Source organism: Streptomyces griseosporeus (assembly GCF_014656055.1).
Lineage (GTDB): Bacteria > Actinomycetota > Actinomycetes > Streptomycetales > Streptomycetaceae > Streptomyces > Streptomyces griseosporeus.
The window spans coordinates 1270782-1286428 of the sequence record NZ_BNBR01000001.1; the positions used below are offsets into that span (position 1 = coordinate 1270782).

The following is a 15647-nucleotide window of genomic DNA, read 5'->3' on the forward strand; positions in this document are numbered from 1 at the left end:
AGATGATCACTGTGACCGAAGCAACCGCCACCGCGGGAGCACTCAAGCGCCTGTCCGACGAGGGCGTCTCGATCTGGCTGGACGACCTGTCGCGCAAGCGGATCGCCTCCGGCAACCTCGCCGAGCTGGTCGGGACCGGGAGCGTCGTCGGCGTCACCACCAACCCGTCCATCTTCCAGGCCGCCATAGGCTCCGGCGAGGGCTACGAGGAGCAGCTCGCCGACCTGGCCGTGCGGGGCGTCACCGTCGACGAGGCCGTCCGGATGATGACCACGGCCGACGTGCGGGCCGCCGCCGACATCCTGCGCCCGCTGTACGAGGCGACCGGCGGCCGGGACGGCCGGGTCTCCATCGAGGTCGACCCGCGCCTCGCGCACGACACCCGGGCGACCGTCGCCGAGGCCAAGCAGCTCGCCTGGCTCGTCGACCGGCCCAACGTCATGATCAAGATCCCGGCGACCGAGGCCGGTCTCCCCGCGATCACCGCGGTGCTCGCCGAGGGCATCAGCGTCAACGTCACGCTGATCTTCTCGCTGGAGCGCTACCGCCAGGTCATGGACGCCTATCTGGCCGGCCTGGAGCAGGCCGCGGCCAAGGGCCTGGACCTGTCGGCGATCCACTCGGTGGCCTCCTTCTTCGTCTCCCGCGTGGACAGCGAGATCGACAAGCGGCTGACCGTGCTGGGCACCGGGGAGGCCCTCGCGCTCAAGGGCCGCGCGGCGCTCGCGAACGCCCGCCTGGCCTACGAGGCGTACGAGGAGGTCTTCTCCGGCGGGCGCTGGCAGGCGCTGGCCGGGGCGAAGGCGAACAAGCAGCGCCCGCTGTGGGCGTCGACCGGGGTGAAGGACCCGGCGTACAAGGACACCCTGTACGTGGACGAGCTGGTCGCCCCCGGCACGGTCAACACCATGCCGGAGGCCACGCTGCACGCCGTCGCCGACCACGGCGAGATCACCGGCGACACCGTCACCGGCGCCTACGCCCAGGCCCGCGCCGACCTGGCCGCCGTCGAGCGGCTCGGGATCTCCTACGACGAGGTCGTGCGGCAGCTGGAGGACGAGGGCGTACGGAAGTTCGAGGCGGCCTGGCAGGACCTGCTGGACGCCGTCGCCAAGGCACTGGACAGCAAGGGGGTGGACGCGGAATGACCGCGACCCCGCTCATGGAGCTGACGGCTCCGGCCGCCGGCTGGGACAACCCGCTGCGCGACCCGCGCGACCGCCGACTGCCGCGCATCGCCGGCCCCTCGGGCCTGGTCATCTTCGGCGTGACCGGTGACCTGTCCCGCAAGAAGCTGATGCCGGCCGTGTACGACCTGGCCAACCGCGGCATGCTGCCGCCGGGCTTCTCCCTGGTCGGCTTCGCCCGCCGCGACTGGGAGGACCAGGACTTCGCGCAGGTCGTCCACGACGCCGTCAAGGAGCATTCGCGGACCCCGTTCCGCGAGGAGGTCTGGCAGCAGCTCGCGGAGGGCATGCGGTTCATCCCCGGCGACTTCGACGACGACACCGCCTTCGACCAGCTGCGCGACACCGTCGACGAGCTGGACCGGGTGCGCGGCACCAGCGGCAACTACGCCTTCTACCTGTCGGTGCCGCCGAAGTTCTTCCCCAAGGTCGTCCAGCAGCTGAAGAAGCACGGCCTGGCCGACGCGCCCGAGGGGGCCTGGCGGCGCGCCGTCATCGAGAAGCCGTTCGGCCACGACCTGGCCAGCGCCCGCGAGCTGAACGCGATCGTGCACGAGGTGTTCGAACCGGAATCGGTGTTCCGGATCGACCACTACCTCGGCAAGGAGACCGTCCAGAACATCCTGGCGCTGCGCTTCGCCAACCAGATGTTCGAGCCGATCTGGAACCGGTCGTACGTCGACCACGTGCAGATCACCATGGCCGAGGACATCGGCATCGGCGGCCGGGCCGGCTACTACGACGGCATCGGCTCGGCCCGGGACGTCATCCAGAACCACCTGCTCCAGCTGATGGCGCTCACCGCCATGGAGGAGCCGATCGCCTTCGACGCCGAGTCGCTGCTCACCGAGAAGCTCAAGGTGCTGAAGTCGGTCAAGCTCCCCGACGACCTCGGCAAGCACACCGTGCGCGGCCAGTACGGCCCGGCCTGGCAGGGCGGCGCCAAGGTGCGCGGCTACCTGGAGGAGGACGGCATCGACCCGGCCTCCACCACCGACACCTTCGCGGCCGTCAAGCTCGGTGTGGACAACCGCCGCTGGGCGGGCGTCCCCTTCTACCTGCGCACCGGCAAGCGGCTGGGCCGCCGGGTCACCGAGATCGCGGTGGTCTTCCAGCGCGCCCCGCACTCCCCCTTCGACACCACCGCGACGGAGGAGCTGGGCCAGAACGCGATCGTCATCCGCGTCCAGCCCGACGAGGGCATGACCGTGCGGTTCGGCTCCAAGGTGCCGGGCACCTCGATGGAGATCCGGGACGTGACGATGGACTTCGCCTACGGCGAGTCGTTCACCGAGTCCAGCCCGGAGGCGTACGAGCGGCTCATCCTGGACGTGCTCCTCGGCGACGCCAACCTGTTCCCGCGGCACCAGGAAGTGGAAGAGTCCTGGAAGATCCTCGACCCGATCGAGGAGTACTGGGCGACGCACGGCAGGCCGGCCACGTACCCGTCGGGGAGCTGGGGACCGAAGGAAGCGGACGAGATGCTCGCACGAGACGGACGGAGCTGGCGCAGGCCATGAAGATCGACCTGACCGACACCACGGCAAGCAAGATCAACAAGGCGCTGGTGCAGGGCCGCCGGGCGATCGGCACCCCGGCCGTGGGCATGGTCCTGACGATGGTGATCGTCACGGACGAGGAGAACGCCTACGACGCGATCAAGGCGGCGGAGGAGGCCTCGCACGAGCACCCCGCGCGCACCCTCGTCGTGATCAAGCGGCATGCGCGCACCCCCCGCGACCGCACCCAGTCCAAGCTGGACGCCGAGGTGCGCGTGGGCGCCGACGCCGGTACCGGCGAGACGGTCGTGCTGCGCACCTACGGCGAGGTGTCCGACCACGCCGACTCGGTGGTGCTGCCGCTGCTGCTGCCGGACGCGCCGGTGGTGGTGTGGTGGCCGGTGGACGCGCCGGACAACCCCGCGCAGGACCCGCTGGGCGCGCTGGCCCAGCGCCGCATCACCGACCTGTACGCGGTGGAGAACCCGCTGCAGACGCTGGAGGCCCGGGTCCGCTCGTACGCGCCCGGCGACACCGACCTGGCCTGGACCCGGCTCACCCCGTGGCGTTCGATGCTGGCGGCGGCGCTGGACCAGGCCCGCGCGAAGGTGACCTCGGCGGCGGTGGAGGCGGAGGCGGAGAACCCGGCCGCCGAGCTGCTGGCCCGCTGGCTTGAGGCCCGTCTGCACGTGAAGGTGGACCGGGTGGTCACCGCGGGACCGGTGGTCACCGCCGTCCGGCTGGGCACCGAGGACGGCGAGATCGTCATCGACCGCCCCGAGGGCCCGCTGGCCACGCTGACGCTGCCCGGCCAGCCCTCCCGGACGCTGGCGCTGAAGGTCCGCGCCACCTCCGAACTCATCGCCGAGGAGCTGCGCCGCCTCGACGCCGACGAGATGTACGCCATCGCCCTGCGCGGCGGCGAGGTCAAGGAGAACGTCTGAGATGACCGAGAACCCGCACCTCACGCGGCGCCCCGAGTGGGCGTCCCTGGCCGACCACCGCGCCGAGTGGCAGGCCCATCTGCGCGACCTGTTCGAGGCCGACCCCGGCCGCGCCGAGCGCTATGTCGTCACCGTCGGCGACCTGCGCATCGACTACTCCAAGCACCTGATCACCGACGAGACGCTGGCCCGGCTGCAGGAACTGGCCACCGCCACCGATGTGTTCGGGCTGCGCGACGCCATGTTCCGCGGTGAGAAGATCAACCTCACCGAGCACCGGGCCGTGCTGCACACGGCGCTGCGCGCCCCGCGCGACGCGGTGATCGAGGTCGACGGCGAGAACGTCGTCCCGGCCGTGCACGCCGTCCTGGACAAGATGGCCGGCTTCGCGGGCCGGGTCCGCTCCGGCGAGTGGACCGGCCACACCGGCAGGCGCATCCGCAACGTCGTCAACATCGGCATCGGCGGCTCCGACCTCGGTCCGGCCATGGCGTACGAGGCGCTGCGCGCCTTCACCGACCGCGATCTGACCGTGCGGTTCGTCTCCAACGTGGACGGCGCCGACCTGCACGAGGCGGTGCGCGACCTGGACCCGGCCGAGACGCTGTTCATCGTCGCGTCGAAGACGTTCACCACGATCGAGACGATCACCAACGCCACGTCGGCCCGCGCCTGGCTCCTGGACGGCCTCGGCGGCGACGACAAGGCGGTGGCGAAGCACTTCGTCGCGCTGTCGACCAACGGTGAGAAGGTCACGGAGTTCGGCATCGACCCGGACAACATGTTCGAGTTCTGGGACTGGGTCGGCGGCCGCTACTCCTACGACTCGGCGATCGGCCTCTCCCTGATGATCGCCATCGGCCCGGACCGCTTCCGGGAGATGCTCGACGGCTTCCGCCTCGTCGACGAGCACTTCCGCACCGCCCCCGCCGAGGCCAACGCCCCGCTGCTGCTGGGTCTGCTGGGCATCTGGTACGGCAACTTCTTCGACGCGCAGTCGCACGCGGTGCTGCCGTACTCCCACTACCTGTCGAAGTTCACCGCCTACCTCCAGCAGCTGGACATGGAGTCCAACGGCAAGTCGGTGCAGCGCGACGGGGAGCCCGTCGAGTGGCAGACCGGCCCGGTGGTGTGGGGCACGCCCGGCACCAACGGCCAGCACGCCTACTACCAGCTGATCCACCAGGGCACCAAGCTGATCCCGGCCGACTTCATCGGCTTCGCCCGCCCGGTGGCCGAGCTGGACGACCGGCTGGCGGCGCAGCACGACCTGCTGATGGCGAACTTCTTCGCGCAGACGCAGGCGCTCGCCTTCGGCAAGACCGCCGAGGAGGTGCGCGCCGAGGGCGTCGCCGAGGAGCAGGTCGCCCACCGCACCTTCCAGGGCAACCACCCCACCACCACCATCCTGGCGCGCGAGCTGACCCCGTCGGTCCTCGGCCAGCTCGTCGCCCTCTACGAGCACAAGGTGTTCGTGCAGGGCGCCGTCTGGAACATCGACAGCTTCGACCAGTGGGGCGTGGAGCTGGGCAAGGTCCTCGCCAAGCGGGTCGAGCCCGCCCTCACCGAGGGCGCCGACGTCCCCGGCCTCGACGCCTCCACCGCCGCTCTCGTCGCGGCCTACCGCGACCTCAAGGAAGTGAAGTAACCATGCAGATCGGTCTTGTTGGTCTCGGCAAGATGGGCGGCAACATGCGCGAGCGTCTGCGCAACGCCGGCCACGAGGTGATCGGGTACGACACCAACCCCGAACTCTCCGACGTGAAGAACCTGGTGGAACTGGCCGACCGCCTCGCCGCGCCCCGCGCGGTCTGGGTGATGGTGCCGGCCGGCCGGGTCACGCAGAGCGTCATCGACCAGCTCGGGGGCATCCTCAAGCCGGGCGACACCGTCATCGACGGCGGCAACTCCCGCTGGACGGACGACGAGAAGCACGCCGAGGAACTCGCCAAGCGGGGCATCGGCTTCGTCGACGCGGGTGTCTCCGGCGGCGTGTGGGGCCTGGAGAACGGCTACGCGCTGATGGTCGGCGGCGAGAAGGAGCACGTCGACCGCCTCAAGCCGATCTTCGACGCCCTCAAGCCCGAAGGCCCCTACGGCTACGTCCACGCGGGCAAGGTCGGCGCCGGGCACTTCGCGAAGATGGTCCACAACGGCATCGAGTACGCGATGATGCAGGCCTACGCCGAGGGCTGGGAGCTGCTGGAGAAGGTCCCCTCCGTGGAGAACGTCCGCGAGGTGTTCCGCTCCTGGCAGGAGGGCACCGTCATCCGCTCCTGGCTGCTCGACCTCGCCGTCAACGCCCTCGACGAGGACGAGCACCTGGACAAGCTGCGCGGCTACGCCGAGGACTCCGGCGAGGGCCGCTGGACCGTCGAGGCGGCCATCGACAACGCCGTCCCGCTGCCCGCGATCACCGCGTCGCTGTTCGCCCGGTTCGCCTCCCGGCAGGACGACTCGCCGCAGATGAAGATGATCGCGGCGCTGCGCAACCAGTTCGGCGGCCACGCCGTCGAGAAGAAGTAGCGCCGCCGGGCCCCAGTGCCCTGAACACCCCCTCCGGCGCCCGGAGTTGACACCCCCCGTTCGGCCGGGTCAGAGTCCCCGCGATGGACACCGACGATCTGACCCCGGCCGAACGGCGGGTCCGGGAAGCCTTCGTGACCGGCGCGCACCTGGACTTCCGCCCCTCCCCCGACGACGACCCCGCCGACGGGGCGGCCTGGGGCCCGGAGCGCACCGTCCGCGCCGAGGTACTGCGGGCCCTCCTGCTCGACGGCCCCCGCCGCACCGGCGAGATACCGGCGCTCAACCTGGCGGGCGCCCGGATCACCGGACGGCTCGACCTCCAGTACGCGACCGTCGACCACCCGGTACGGCTGCGGCACTGCCACTTCGCCGAGGCACCCCGCTGCTACGCGGCCCGGCTGCGCGAACTCAACCTCAGCGAGTCCGTCCTGCCCGGGCTCGTCGCCCACGCCGTGCACGTCGACGGCGTCCTGCGCATGACCCGCGCCCGGTTCACCGGGACGGTACGGCTCGGCGGAGCGCAGATCAGCGGCAGCCTCTACATGGAGAGCGCCACGATCGACGCGGGCGACACCGAGGAGCCGGTGCTCCAGCTCAACCCGACGGCCGTCGGCGCCGACCTGTGGGCGCCCGGGTTGCACACCCACGGGCAGATACGCCTCAACGGGGCGAACGTCGCCGGGACCCTGAACCTCAACGACGCACTGCTCGACCACCCCGGACACGCCGCCCTGGACGCCGAGACCCTCAGCGTCGGCGGGCATCTGCTGCTGCGCCAGGCCGAGGTGCGCGGCTGGGTCGGTCTGCGCGGCGCGCGCGTCGAGGGGCGGCTGGACCTGTCGTACGCCCGGCTGGCCAATCCGGGCGGGCACGCGCTGCGGGTGGCCAGTTCGAGCATCGGTGAGCTGTGGCTGCGCAAGAGCCCGCCCATGGAGGGCGTCCTGAACCTGCGGCGCGCCCAGCTCGACACGCTGCTGCTGGAACCGGAGGTCGTGCCGGACGAGGTGCTGCTCAGCGACCTCACCTACACCTCCCTGACGCCGCACGAGCCTCCCGAGCGCCGCCTGCCGATGCTGGAGCGCGACCGGCACGGCTATGTGCCGCACGCCTACGAGCAGTTGACCGCCGCCTACCGGCGCATCGGCGACGACCACGCCGCCCGCCTGGTGCAGCTCGCCAAACAGCGCCGGCACCGGGGCACCCTGCCCTGGTACGGGCGGCTGTGGGGGCACGTCCAGGACGCCACCGTCGGCTACGGCTTCCGCCCGCTGCGCGCGGCGGGCTGGCTGCTGTCGCTGCTCGCCGTCGGCTCGGCCGTCTACGCGCTGCACCCGCCGCAACCGCTGAAGGCCGGGGAGGCACCGCCGTTCAGCCCGCTGTTCTACACCCTCGACCTGCTGCTGCCGGTGATCTCCTTCGGGCAGGAGTCCTCGTTCGCGCCGACCGGCTGGTACCAGGCGCTCGCCTACGTCCTCGTCCTCGGCGGCTGGATCCTCGCCACCACCGTCGTCGCGGGCGTCACCCGTACCGTCAGCCGTCCCTGACGGGCCGTGGGGCGACGCGGCCGGGTCCGGACGGATCCCGGCGCCGGGCGGCCTGGCGCCTTCTACAATCACCGGCACCGGCCGCCGCCACCGCCCCCAGACCCCGAAAGGACCCGATGACCAGCGTCGACGAACCGTCACGTCCCGGCGGACGCGACCGTGACGCCGCCCGCACCCGGGCCGAGATCCTCGACGTGGCCACACAGGAGTTCGCCCGGGCCGGCTACGACGGGGCCCGCGTCGACGAGATCGCCGCCCGCACCCGCACCACCAAGCGGATGATCTACTACTACTTCGGCGGCAAGGAACAGCTGTTCACGGCCGTCCTGGAGCGGGCGTACGAGGCGGTCCGCGAGGCCGAGCAGCAGCTGGACGTGACGGGCCTGGACCCGGTGGCGGCCGTCCGGCGGCTGGCGGAGCTGATCTTCGACCAGCACGAGCGGCACCCGGACTTCGTCCGGCTGGCCGGCATCGCGAACATGCGCGGCGCCGAGCACATCGCCGCCTCCGCACAGCTCGGCCGGGCCGGCTCCCCCGCCCTCGACGTCATCCGCCGCGTCCTGGCCGCGGGGCGGGAGTCCGGCCGGTTCCGAGCCGACGTGGACGCCGTCGACGTGCACGCGCTGATCAGCTCGTTCTGCTTCTTCCGCATCGCCAACCGGCACACGTTCCGCGCCCTGTTCGACCGGGACCTGGCCGACCCCGCCCGGCGCGGGCACTACCGCACCCTGCTCGGCGACATGGTGATCGCCTACCTGACGGCGGAACGCCCCGCGGACTGATCCGGCGGTGCCCTGCGCTACGGCCGCGGATGCCGGGGCTCGTACAGGGAGATCTCGCCGCCCCCGGGCAGCCGGATCCCGGTCAGCCGGCCCCAGGGGGCGTCGACCGTGGGCCCGGTGATCTCCACGCCCCGGTCGGTGAGGTCGGCGACGGTCGCGGTCAGGTCGTCGCACATCAGCATCAGCTCGTGCGACGGCTCCCCGTCGGCCGGATGGCAGGCCACCTCGGCGGGCGGTGTGCGGAAGATCAGCCAGCCGTTGCCCGCGTCGACGTGCGGCCAGCCCAGCACGTCCCGCAGGAAGGCCCGGTCCGCCTCGGCGTCCCGCGAGTACAGCACGACATGCACTCCATCGATCACGCGGCGAGGCTAGGCCCCGCCCGCCCCGACGGCAAGGACCGCCGCGTACAGGGGCCTCCGGCCAGTGACGGGGTGTCAGGACCGTTCCGGCGCCGGCGCCGGCGCTCCGCCCGGTCGGCCGGGCGTTCGTCGGACAAATTCGCTATCTGACGACCGGAGCCCCGTGATACACCTTCGAAGTGCACACCATCTTGGAGTTCCCCGAGGTCCTGCGGCTGATCGAAGACCGCTCGGCCGCCTTCCGCGCCGCGCTCGCCTCCGCCCCCGACCTCGACGTCCAGGTCCCGACCTGCCCGGACTGGACGCTGCGCGAGCTGGCGCAGCACCTCGGCGACGGCCGCCGCCGCCAGGCCGCCATCGTCACGGCGGGCCCGGGCGCCGAGCCCCCGGCGAAGACGGACCCGAAGGGCGCCCCGACCGCGCCCCGCGACCGAGAGGCCCTGGACGCCTGGCTCGCCGAGTCGACCGGGCTGATGCTCGACGCGCTGCGCGAGGCCGGCCCGGACCGCGGCTGCTGGACCTGGTGGGGCCGCTCGCAGGCCCCGCAGACCAGCGGAGCCGTGGCCCGGCACCAGATCCAGGAGATCGCCGTCCACACCTACGACGTCCAGCTCACCCTGGGGGCCGCGCAGCCGCTGCCGGCGGACGTCGCGGTCGAGGGCGTCGACGAGTTCCTGACGACCGTCTCGGCGACGGACGTCCCCTGGCCGTTCAAGCCGGCGACCATCGACCTGCACGCGGCCGAGGGCGGCTCCTGGCGTCTGACCCTCGACGCCGACGGCGTGCGCTGCGACGACCTCGCCGCCAACGCGGAGCCGGCCGACCTGACGATGCGGGGCCCGGCGAGCGAACTGGTCCTCTACTTCTACGATCGCCTCCCGTTCGACGACCTGGAGATCACCGGCGACACCGAGCCGATGGAGCGGCTCGCCGAGTGGGACCCGACCGCGTAGAGCGCGCACCCGTCCCGCGTCTGCCGCTCTTGAACCTGACACCAGTGTCAGGGTCGACCCTGCGGGCATGAGCATTCGGACCGAACAGACCTCGCGGCCGGTCGGTGCCCCCGCCCGTGCGCCGCGCCTTCCCCTGGCCGCCCTACTCGCGCTGGCCACCGCCGTGTTCGTCACGAGCCTCACCGAGACGCTGCCCGCCGGGCTGCTGCCCGCGATGAGCGCGGGCCTGAAGGTGGGCGAGCCCGCGATGGGGCAGTCGGTGACGATCTACGCCGTCGGCACGGCGCTCACCGCGATCCCGCTGTCGGCGGCGACCGCCGGCTGGCGGCGCAAGCGGCTGCTGCTGACGGCGATGGCCGGGTTCGCCGCCGCCAACACGGTGACCGCCCTGTCGGCGAGCTATCCGCTGACCATGGCCGCCCGGTTCCTGGCGGGCGTCGCCGCCGGCCTCGCCTGGGCGCTGCTCGCGGGCTACGCGCGCAGCCTGGTCGCCGCCCCGCTGCGCGGCCGTGCGGTCGCCGTCGTCATGACCGGCATCCCGGTGGCGCTGTCGCTCGGGGTGCCCGCGGGGACGTATCTCGGTGAACTGCTGGGCTGGCGGGCGGCGTTCGCGCTGATGACCGCCGTGGCGGTGGCGCTGCTCGGGTGGATCGGCCTGCTGGTGCCGGACCGGCCGGGGCAGGAACGCGGCGCGCGGGCGCCGATGCTGCGGGCTGTGGGCGTGCCGGGCGTGGTGCCGGTGCTGTTCGTGACGCTGGTGTTCGTGCTGGCGCACACCGTGCTCTACGCCTATGTGGCCGCGTTCCTCGACCACGCCGGGCTGGGCGGCTCGACCGGCCTGGTGCTGCTGGTGTTCGGGGCGGCGTCCCTGGTGAGCATCTGGTACGTCGGCGCCCGTATCGACCGCCGGCTGCGCGCCCTGACCGTGGCGGCCACCCTCCTGGTCGGGGCGGGGGCGGCGCTGCTCGCGGTCTCCGCGCACAGCCTGCCTGCGGTGTACGCCGCCGCCGCGCTGTGGGGGCTCGGCTGGGGCGGGGTGCCCACGCTGCTCCAGACGGCCGCCGCGGACGCGGGCGGTGAGCACGCCGAGGCGGCGCAGGCGATGCTGGTCACCCTGTGGAACGTGGCGATGGCGGGCGGCGGGGTGGTCGGCGGGGTGCTGCTCGACCGGTTCGGCGCGGGCGTGTTCCCGTGGAGCGTGCCGGTGCTGCTGGCGCCGGTCCTCGCGGTGGTGGTCGGCGCCCGCCGGCACGGCTTCCCGGCGGGGCCGGCGGCCTGACGCGGACGCCGGTCCCGTGCCGGGCCCTCCCTCAGGTCAGCCGGTCCTCTTCGGGATGCCGTACGCCCGCTCCACCCGGATCCGGACGACCAGGCGGCGGTCGCGGACCATCGCGGCGCGGTAGTCGTCCCAGTCGGGGTGCTCGCCCTGGACGTCCCGGTAGAGGCGGACCAGTTCCTCGACCGTCTCGTCGTAGGGGTCCCCAGCGACCGGGGACAGCTCGGCCGTCCCCTCGGCGACGGTGTAGGCCCACCGGTCGGCGGAGGTCACGTGGTACGAGGCGCGCGGGTCGCGGCGCAGGTTGCGGGTCTTGGCGCGGTCGTCGGTCACCGAGATCCGGATCGTGCGCTCGTCCGGGTGGTAGTGGTGGCTGACGTTGGAGAGCTGGGGGCGGCCGTCGCGCCGGAGGGTGACCAGCACCCCGCTGTGGCCCTCGGAGAGCAGGGCGAGGAGGGCGGCCTCGGTGGCGTCGGGTCCGGTGTGCTGAGTCATGTCTTTCTCAACCCACCACGCAAGAACACCCATTCCCCGCATGTCACAGGCCGTAGACACTGTCTACCCCGCTCTGGTAGACAGTGTCTATGCGGGATGAGGAGTCCGGGCTGCGGGCCCGGCTGGTGGACGTCGGAGTCGAGCTGGTCGCACGCGAGGGGGTGCAGGCGCTGACCCTGCGGGAGATCGCCCGCCGGGCGGGGGTCTCGCACGGGGCGCCGCGCCGCCACTTCCCCACCCATCTGGAGCTGCTGTCGGCCATCGCGCGGCGCGGCTTCGCCGAGCTGGGCGAGCGGGTGGCCGCGGTGCCGGGCGGCGGCGACGCCGACCCGCGCCGCCGGATCGGGGAACTGGCGCGTGTGTACCTGGAGTTCGCCTCCGGCAACCCCGGCATGTACGAGCTGATGTTCCGTCACGACCTGCTGGAGAGCGGCCATCTGGGCCTGCGGGACACCAGCCTTCCGCTCTTCGGCGTCCTGGTGGACTTCGTCGGCCGGGTCCGGCCCGGCGCCGACGCCCGGGCCGTCGCGGGGGCGCTGTGGGCCAACCTGCACGGCCTCGCCCAGCTGTGGCGCTGGGGCAGCCTGCAACTGGCCACCGGCTCACAGGACTTCGGGCCCCTGCTGGACACCGTGCTCACCGCGCACCTGGGCGCCGGGGACGCCCGGTGAACCCGCGTCTCGCGCTCGCGGCCAGCGTGGCCGGGGCCGTGGTCGTCGCGCTGGACGGCACGGTCCTCACCGTCGCCCAGCCCGCGCTCCAGCGCGACCTGGGCGCGTCGTTCGCGGCGGTGCAGTGGACCAGCACCGGGTACCTCATCTCGGTCGCGGGCCTGCTGGTGTTCGCCGGGCGGCTCGCCGACCGGTACGGGCACCGGCGGCTGTTCGGCATCGGTCTGCTCGGCTTCGGCGCGGTGTCGGCGGGCATCGCGGTGGCGCCCGGCGTCGGCTGGGTGATCGGGCTGCGGGTCGTGCAGGGCGTGTGCGGGGCGCTGCTGCAACCGGCCACCCTCGGCATGCTGCGCGCCGCGTACCCGCCGGAGGGGCTGCGCACCCCGCTGGCCGTGCGCACGGCGGCGATCGGGCTGGCCGCGGCGGCCGGCCCGGTGGTGGGCGGGGCGCTGGTGACGGGGGCGGGCTGGCGGGCGGTGTTCCTCCTCAACGTCGTCCCGGCCGCGGTGTTCGGCGTGCTCGCGCTGGCCCGGCGGGCGGAGGTGCGCCGACCGGAAGGACGCCATCAGGCAGGCGCTCCCGCCCTCGACCTGCCGGGCGCGCTCCTGCTCGCCGCACTGCTGACCTGCCTCGTGCACACCCTCGTCGCACTGCCCGCGAGCGGCTGGACCCCGGCGCGGCTCTGCGGCCTCGCCGCGGCCGCGGGGTGCGCCGTGGCGCTGGTGCGCCATGAGCGCCGTACGCCCGGTCCGCTGCTGCCCGCCGCGGTCGTCGGCGCACCGGCCGTCGCCTCGGCGCTCGGCATCCTGGTCGCGGCGTCGGCGGCGCTGCACGGCGCCCTGTTCGCCTGCGTGTACCTGCTCCAGCGCGGGCTCGGCCTCGACGCGCTGCACTGCGCGCTGCTGAGCCTGCCGCTGGCCGTCCTGATGATCGCCGCCGCGCCCTGCTGCGCCGTGCTGCTGCGCCGCGCCGGTGCCCGGCGCACGACGGTGTCGGCGATGGCCGTGCTGGCGCTCGGGGTGCTGGTGCTGGACCGGGCCGCCGGACCCCTCGGCTTCGGGGCCGGGTTCGCGCTGCTCGGCGCCGGGTTCGGCACGGTGATGGTGGCGGCCACCCATGTCGTCGTACGGGAGGCGGAGGCGTCCTCGGCCGGGGTGGCGGGCGGGCTGCAGCAGACCGCGCTGAACGTCGGTCCGGTGCTCGGCGTGGCCCTGGCGGCGACGCTGACGGACGCGGGCGGGGCCCGGGCGCCGCTGCCGGTGCTGGCGGGGGTCGCGCTGGTGGGGGCGGTGGCGGGCCGATGGCTGCCGGGACGTTTCTCCGGGGCCGGCGGGGGACACGGCCAAGAGAGGGTTCGTGCCCGTGTTCCCGCGCGACGGTGAGGTCTTCGGACGGGTCGGGCGGGTATGCCGGAACGCACCCAGCGGCGCGATGTGAGGAGAGCGATGGCACTGCTGCGACAAGAGGTCGACCCGGCCGAGGCCGGGCTGGGCGCGAAGGCGCTGGACCGCCTGGACCGGCACCTGGCGCACCTCGTCGACGAGGGCCGGCTGCCGGGTTTCCTGGTGTCCGTCGCCCGCGGCGGCCGCGTCGCCCACCTCACCGCGCACGGGCTGCGCGATGTCGCCGCGGGGGCGCCCGTCACGCCGGACACGCTGTGGCGGATCTACTCCATGACCAAGCCGGTGACCGCCGTCGCCGCGCTGCTGCTGGTGGAGGAGGGCCGGCTGGCGCTGGACGACCCGGTCGAACGGCATCTGCCGGCCTTCGCGAACCCGCGGGTGTACGTGAGCGGAACGGGCGAGGACGTCGTCACCCGGCCCGCCGCCGGACCGATACTGGTCCGGCATCTGATGACCCACACCGCGGGCCTGACCTTCGCCTTCTACCACACCCACCCGGTCGACGCGCTCTACCGGGCGGCCGGCCTGCACTCCTCGGTGCCCTCCGGCGCGGACCTCGCCGAGACCATCGAGGTGTACGCGCGGCTGCCGCTCCAGTTCGACCCCGGCACCCAGTGGAACTACTCGGTCGCCTCCAATGTGCTGGGCCGGGTGATCGAGGTGGTGTCCGGGCAGCCGCTGGACACCTTCTTCGCCGAGCGGATCCTCGGCCCGCTCGGCATGACCGACACCGGCTTCCAGGTCACGGCCGAGCAGGCGGGCCGGCTCGCCGAGCTGTACGGCGACACCGACGACGGCGGCATCACGCCGATCCCCGGGCTGCCGGTGCACGGCCGGCCCCGGTTCCTGTCCGGCAGCGGCGGGCTGGTGTCGAGCGCGCCCGACTGGCACCGCTTCATGGAGTTCCTGCGCCGCCGCGGCGAACTCGACGGCGTCCGCCTGCTCGCCCCCGAGACGGTGGACCTGATGACCCGCAACCACCTGCCGGGCGGCGCCGACCTGCGCTCCTTCGGCAGCCGCCCCGCGCACGACGAACCCGGCAACGACGGCGTCGGCTTCGGCCTCGGCGTGTCGGTGGTGGTCGACCCGGCCCGCACCCAGGCGCCGTCGGGGCTCGGCACGTTCGGCTGGAGCGGCGTCGCCACCACGACCTTCTGGGTCGACCCGGGCCGCGATCTGACCGTGCAGTTCCTCACCCAGGTGCGGCCCCGCCGCTCGCTGCGGATCTTCCCGGAGCTGAGGCGGCTGGTGCACGAGGCGGTCACCGGCTGACCGCCTTCACGCCCTCAGCGGGTCAGCTGCCCCACCGCGTCCAGGTGGGGCAGATGGTGGTCCATCCGCTCCCGCTTGGTCCTCAGGTAGGTGATGTTGGACTCGCACGGCGGGATCAGCAGCGGCACCTGCTCGGCGACCCGCACCCCGTGGCGGACCAGCGCCTCGCGCTTGCGCGGGTTGTTCGACATCAGCCGCACCGACCGCACCCCGAGGTCGCGCAGGATGCCCGCGGCGACCCCGTAGTCGCGGGCGTCCACCGGCAGCCCCAGCGCGAGGTTCGCCTCCACCGTGTCCAGGCCCTCCGCCTGCAGGGCCATCGCCCGCAGCTTGGCGAGCAGGCCGATGCCGCGCCCCTCGTGCCCGCGCAGGTAGACGACGACGCCGCTGCCCTCGGCGGCCACCGCGCGCAGCGCGGCCTCCAACTGGTCGCCGCACTCGCAGTGCCGGGAGCCGAAGGCGTCCCCGGTCAGGCACTCCGAGTGCAGCCGGACCAGGACGTCCTCGGTGCCGATCTCGCCGTACACCAGGGCCACTTGCTCGTCGCCGCGGTCGTGGTCGAGGTAGCCGACGGCCCGGAACTGGCCGTACACCGTGGGCAGCGGGGCGGTCACGACGCGTTCCACGCCGGTGCGCGGAGACGGCTGGGCGCCGAGGAGGCCGAGGGGCGCGGTGCTGTTCTCTGTCATGATCTGGTTCCTAAGCTTCGGGCGACGACGAAAGGCCGGGGGAC

General features: G+C 73.2%; 15 protein-coding genes. 12 read left to right on the forward strand and 3 right to left on the reverse strand.

Annotated elements, in window-relative coordinates; translation table 11 throughout:
* The first annotated feature begins 2 nt into the window (after positions 1-2).
* From tal to IE308_RS05640, 7 genes are all read left to right on the forward strand, one after another.
* Positions 3-1148: a transaldolase gene (gene tal / locus IE308_RS05610; RefSeq protein WP_190216822.1), complete on the forward strand. Its 1146-nt coding sequence runs from the start codon at positions 3-5 to the stop codon at positions 1146-1148.
* A complete protein-coding gene (gene zwf, locus IE308_RS05615) occupies positions 1145-2707 on the forward strand; it encodes a glucose-6-phosphate dehydrogenase (RefSeq protein ID WP_190216823.1) in 1563 nt (520 codons plus the stop codon). The genes tal and zwf overlap by 4 nt, the downstream gene beginning before the upstream one ends.
* Positions 2704-3630, forward strand: a complete 927-nt coding sequence (gene opcA / locus IE308_RS05620) for a glucose-6-phosphate dehydrogenase assembly protein OpcA (protein ID WP_110633148.1) — start codon at positions 2704-2706, stop codon at positions 3628-3630. Before zwf ends, opcA begins: the two co-directional genes overlap by 4 nt.
* A gap of 1 nt (position 3631) precedes the next feature.
* Positions 3632-5278: a glucose-6-phosphate isomerase gene (pgi, locus tag IE308_RS05625; protein WP_190216824.1), complete on the forward strand. Its 1647-nt coding sequence runs from the start codon at positions 3632-3634 to the stop codon at positions 5276-5278.
* Positions 5279-5280: 2 nt separating this feature from the next.
* Positions 5281-6156 carry a phosphogluconate dehydrogenase (NAD(+)-dependent, decarboxylating) gene (gene gnd / locus IE308_RS05630; RefSeq protein WP_110633142.1) on the forward strand — a complete coding sequence of 292 codons (876 nt, stop codon included), beginning with the start codon at positions 5281-5283 and terminating at the stop codon, positions 6154-6156.
* A gap of 83 nt (positions 6157-6239) precedes the next feature.
* The gene (locus tag IE308_RS05635; protein ID WP_190216825.1) at positions 6240-7703 is read left to right on the forward strand and encodes an AsmA family protein; all 1464 of its coding nucleotides are present in this window, start codon (positions 6240-6242) and stop codon (positions 7701-7703) included.
* A 116-nt stretch (positions 7704-7819) separates the two neighbouring features.
* Entirely contained in the window at positions 7820-8485 is a 666-nt protein-coding gene (locus tag IE308_RS05640) for a TetR/AcrR family transcriptional regulator (protein ID WP_190216826.1), read from the forward strand.
* Positions 8486-8502: 17 nt separating this feature from the next.
* Here the strand turns inward: IE308_RS05640 and IE308_RS05645 are convergent, their stop codons facing one another.
* Positions 8503-8844, reverse strand: coding sequence for a VOC family protein (locus IE308_RS05645; RefSeq protein ID WP_190216827.1), 342 nt, complete (start codon positions 8842-8844; stop codon positions 8503-8505).
* 179 nt (positions 8845-9023) lie between these two features.
* On the opposite strand from IE308_RS05645, the gene IE308_RS05650 reads away from it, so the two are divergent.
* Together IE308_RS05650 and IE308_RS05655 are read left to right on the forward strand one after the other, a co-directional pair.
* The gene (locus IE308_RS05650; RefSeq protein WP_190216828.1) at positions 9024-9797 is read left to right on the forward strand and encodes a maleylpyruvate isomerase family mycothiol-dependent enzyme; all 774 of its coding nucleotides are present in this window, start codon (positions 9024-9026) and stop codon (positions 9795-9797) included.
* A 67-nt stretch (positions 9798-9864) separates the two neighbouring features.
* Positions 9865-11076, forward strand: a complete 1212-nt coding sequence (locus IE308_RS05655) for an MFS transporter (RefSeq protein ID WP_190216829.1) — start codon at positions 9865-9867, stop codon at positions 11074-11076.
* 36 nt (positions 11077-11112) lie between these two features.
* On the opposite strand, the gene IE308_RS05660 is transcribed toward IE308_RS05655, so the two are convergent.
* Positions 11113-11568, reverse strand: a complete 456-nt coding sequence (locus IE308_RS05660; protein ID WP_190216830.1) for a PPOX class F420-dependent oxidoreductase — start codon at positions 11566-11568, stop codon at positions 11113-11115.
* An 89-nt stretch (positions 11569-11657) separates the two neighbouring features.
* Between IE308_RS05660 and IE308_RS05665 the strand changes: the two genes are divergently transcribed.
* The 3 genes from IE308_RS05665 to IE308_RS05675 all read left to right on the forward strand — a co-directional run bounded on the left by IE308_RS05665 (position 11658) and on the right by IE308_RS05675 (position 14914).
* Positions 11658-12239, forward strand: coding sequence for a TetR/AcrR family transcriptional regulator (locus IE308_RS05665; RefSeq protein WP_190216831.1), 582 nt, complete (start codon positions 11658-11660; stop codon positions 12237-12239).
* Positions 12236-13621, forward strand: coding sequence for an MFS transporter (locus IE308_RS05670; protein WP_190216832.1), 1386 nt, complete (start codon positions 12236-12238; stop codon positions 13619-13621). The genes IE308_RS05665 and IE308_RS05670 overlap by 4 nt, the downstream gene beginning before the upstream one ends.
* Positions 13622-13684: 63 nt before the next feature.
* The gene (locus IE308_RS05675) at positions 13685-14914 is read left to right on the forward strand and encodes a serine hydrolase domain-containing protein (protein ID WP_190216833.1); all 1230 of its coding nucleotides are present in this window, start codon (positions 13685-13687) and stop codon (positions 14912-14914) included.
* Between the two features lie 14 nt (positions 14915-14928).
* Here the strand turns inward: IE308_RS05675 and ribA are convergent, their stop codons facing one another.
* A complete protein-coding gene (gene ribA, locus IE308_RS05680) occupies positions 14929-15603 on the reverse strand; it encodes a GTP cyclohydrolase II (protein ID WP_110633113.1) in 675 nt (224 codons plus the stop codon).
* Positions 15604-15647: the final 44 nt, after the last annotated feature.

What these genes read in the sequence shown, in the direction of transcription:
- tal (WP_190216822.1), top strand. Translation starts at nt 3, where the DNA reads ATGATCACTGTGACCGAAGCAACCGCCACCGCGGGAGCACTCAAGCGC.
- zwf (WP_190216823.1), top strand. Translation starts at nt 1,145, where the DNA reads ATGACCGCGACCCCGCTCATGGAGCTGACGGCTCCGGCCGCCGGCTGG.
- opcA (WP_110633148.1), top strand. Translation starts at nt 2,704, where the DNA reads ATGAAGATCGACCTGACCGACACCACGGCAAGCAAGATCAACAAGGCG.
- pgi (WP_190216824.1), top strand. Translation starts at nt 3,632, where the DNA reads ATGACCGAGAACCCGCACCTCACGCGGCGCCCCGAGTGGGCGTCCCTG.
- gnd (WP_110633142.1), top strand. Translation starts at nt 5,281, where the DNA reads ATGCAGATCGGTCTTGTTGGTCTCGGCAAGATGGGCGGCAACATGCGC.
- IE308_RS05635 (WP_190216825.1), top strand. Translation starts at nt 6,240, where the DNA reads ATGGACACCGACGATCTGACCCCGGCCGAACGGCGGGTCCGGGAAGCC.
- IE308_RS05640 (WP_190216826.1), top strand. Translation starts at nt 7,820, where the DNA reads ATGACCAGCGTCGACGAACCGTCACGTCCCGGCGGACGCGACCGTGAC.
- IE308_RS05655 (WP_190216829.1), top strand. Translation starts at nt 9,865, where the DNA reads ATGAGCATTCGGACCGAACAGACCTCGCGGCCGGTCGGTGCCCCCGCC.
- IE308_RS05660 (WP_190216830.1), bottom strand. Translation starts at nt 11,568, where the DNA reads ATGACTCAGCACACCGGACCCGACGCCACCGAGGCCGCCCTCCTCGCC.
- IE308_RS05665 (WP_190216831.1), top strand. Translation starts at nt 11,658, where the DNA reads ATGCGGGATGAGGAGTCCGGGCTGCGGGCCCGGCTGGTGGACGTCGGA.
- IE308_RS05675 (WP_190216833.1), top strand. Translation starts at nt 13,685, where the DNA reads ATGGCACTGCTGCGACAAGAGGTCGACCCGGCCGAGGCCGGGCTGGGC.
- ribA (WP_110633113.1), bottom strand. Translation starts at nt 15,603, where the DNA reads ATGACAGAGAACAGCACCGCGCCCCTCGGCCTCCTCGGCGCCCAGCCG.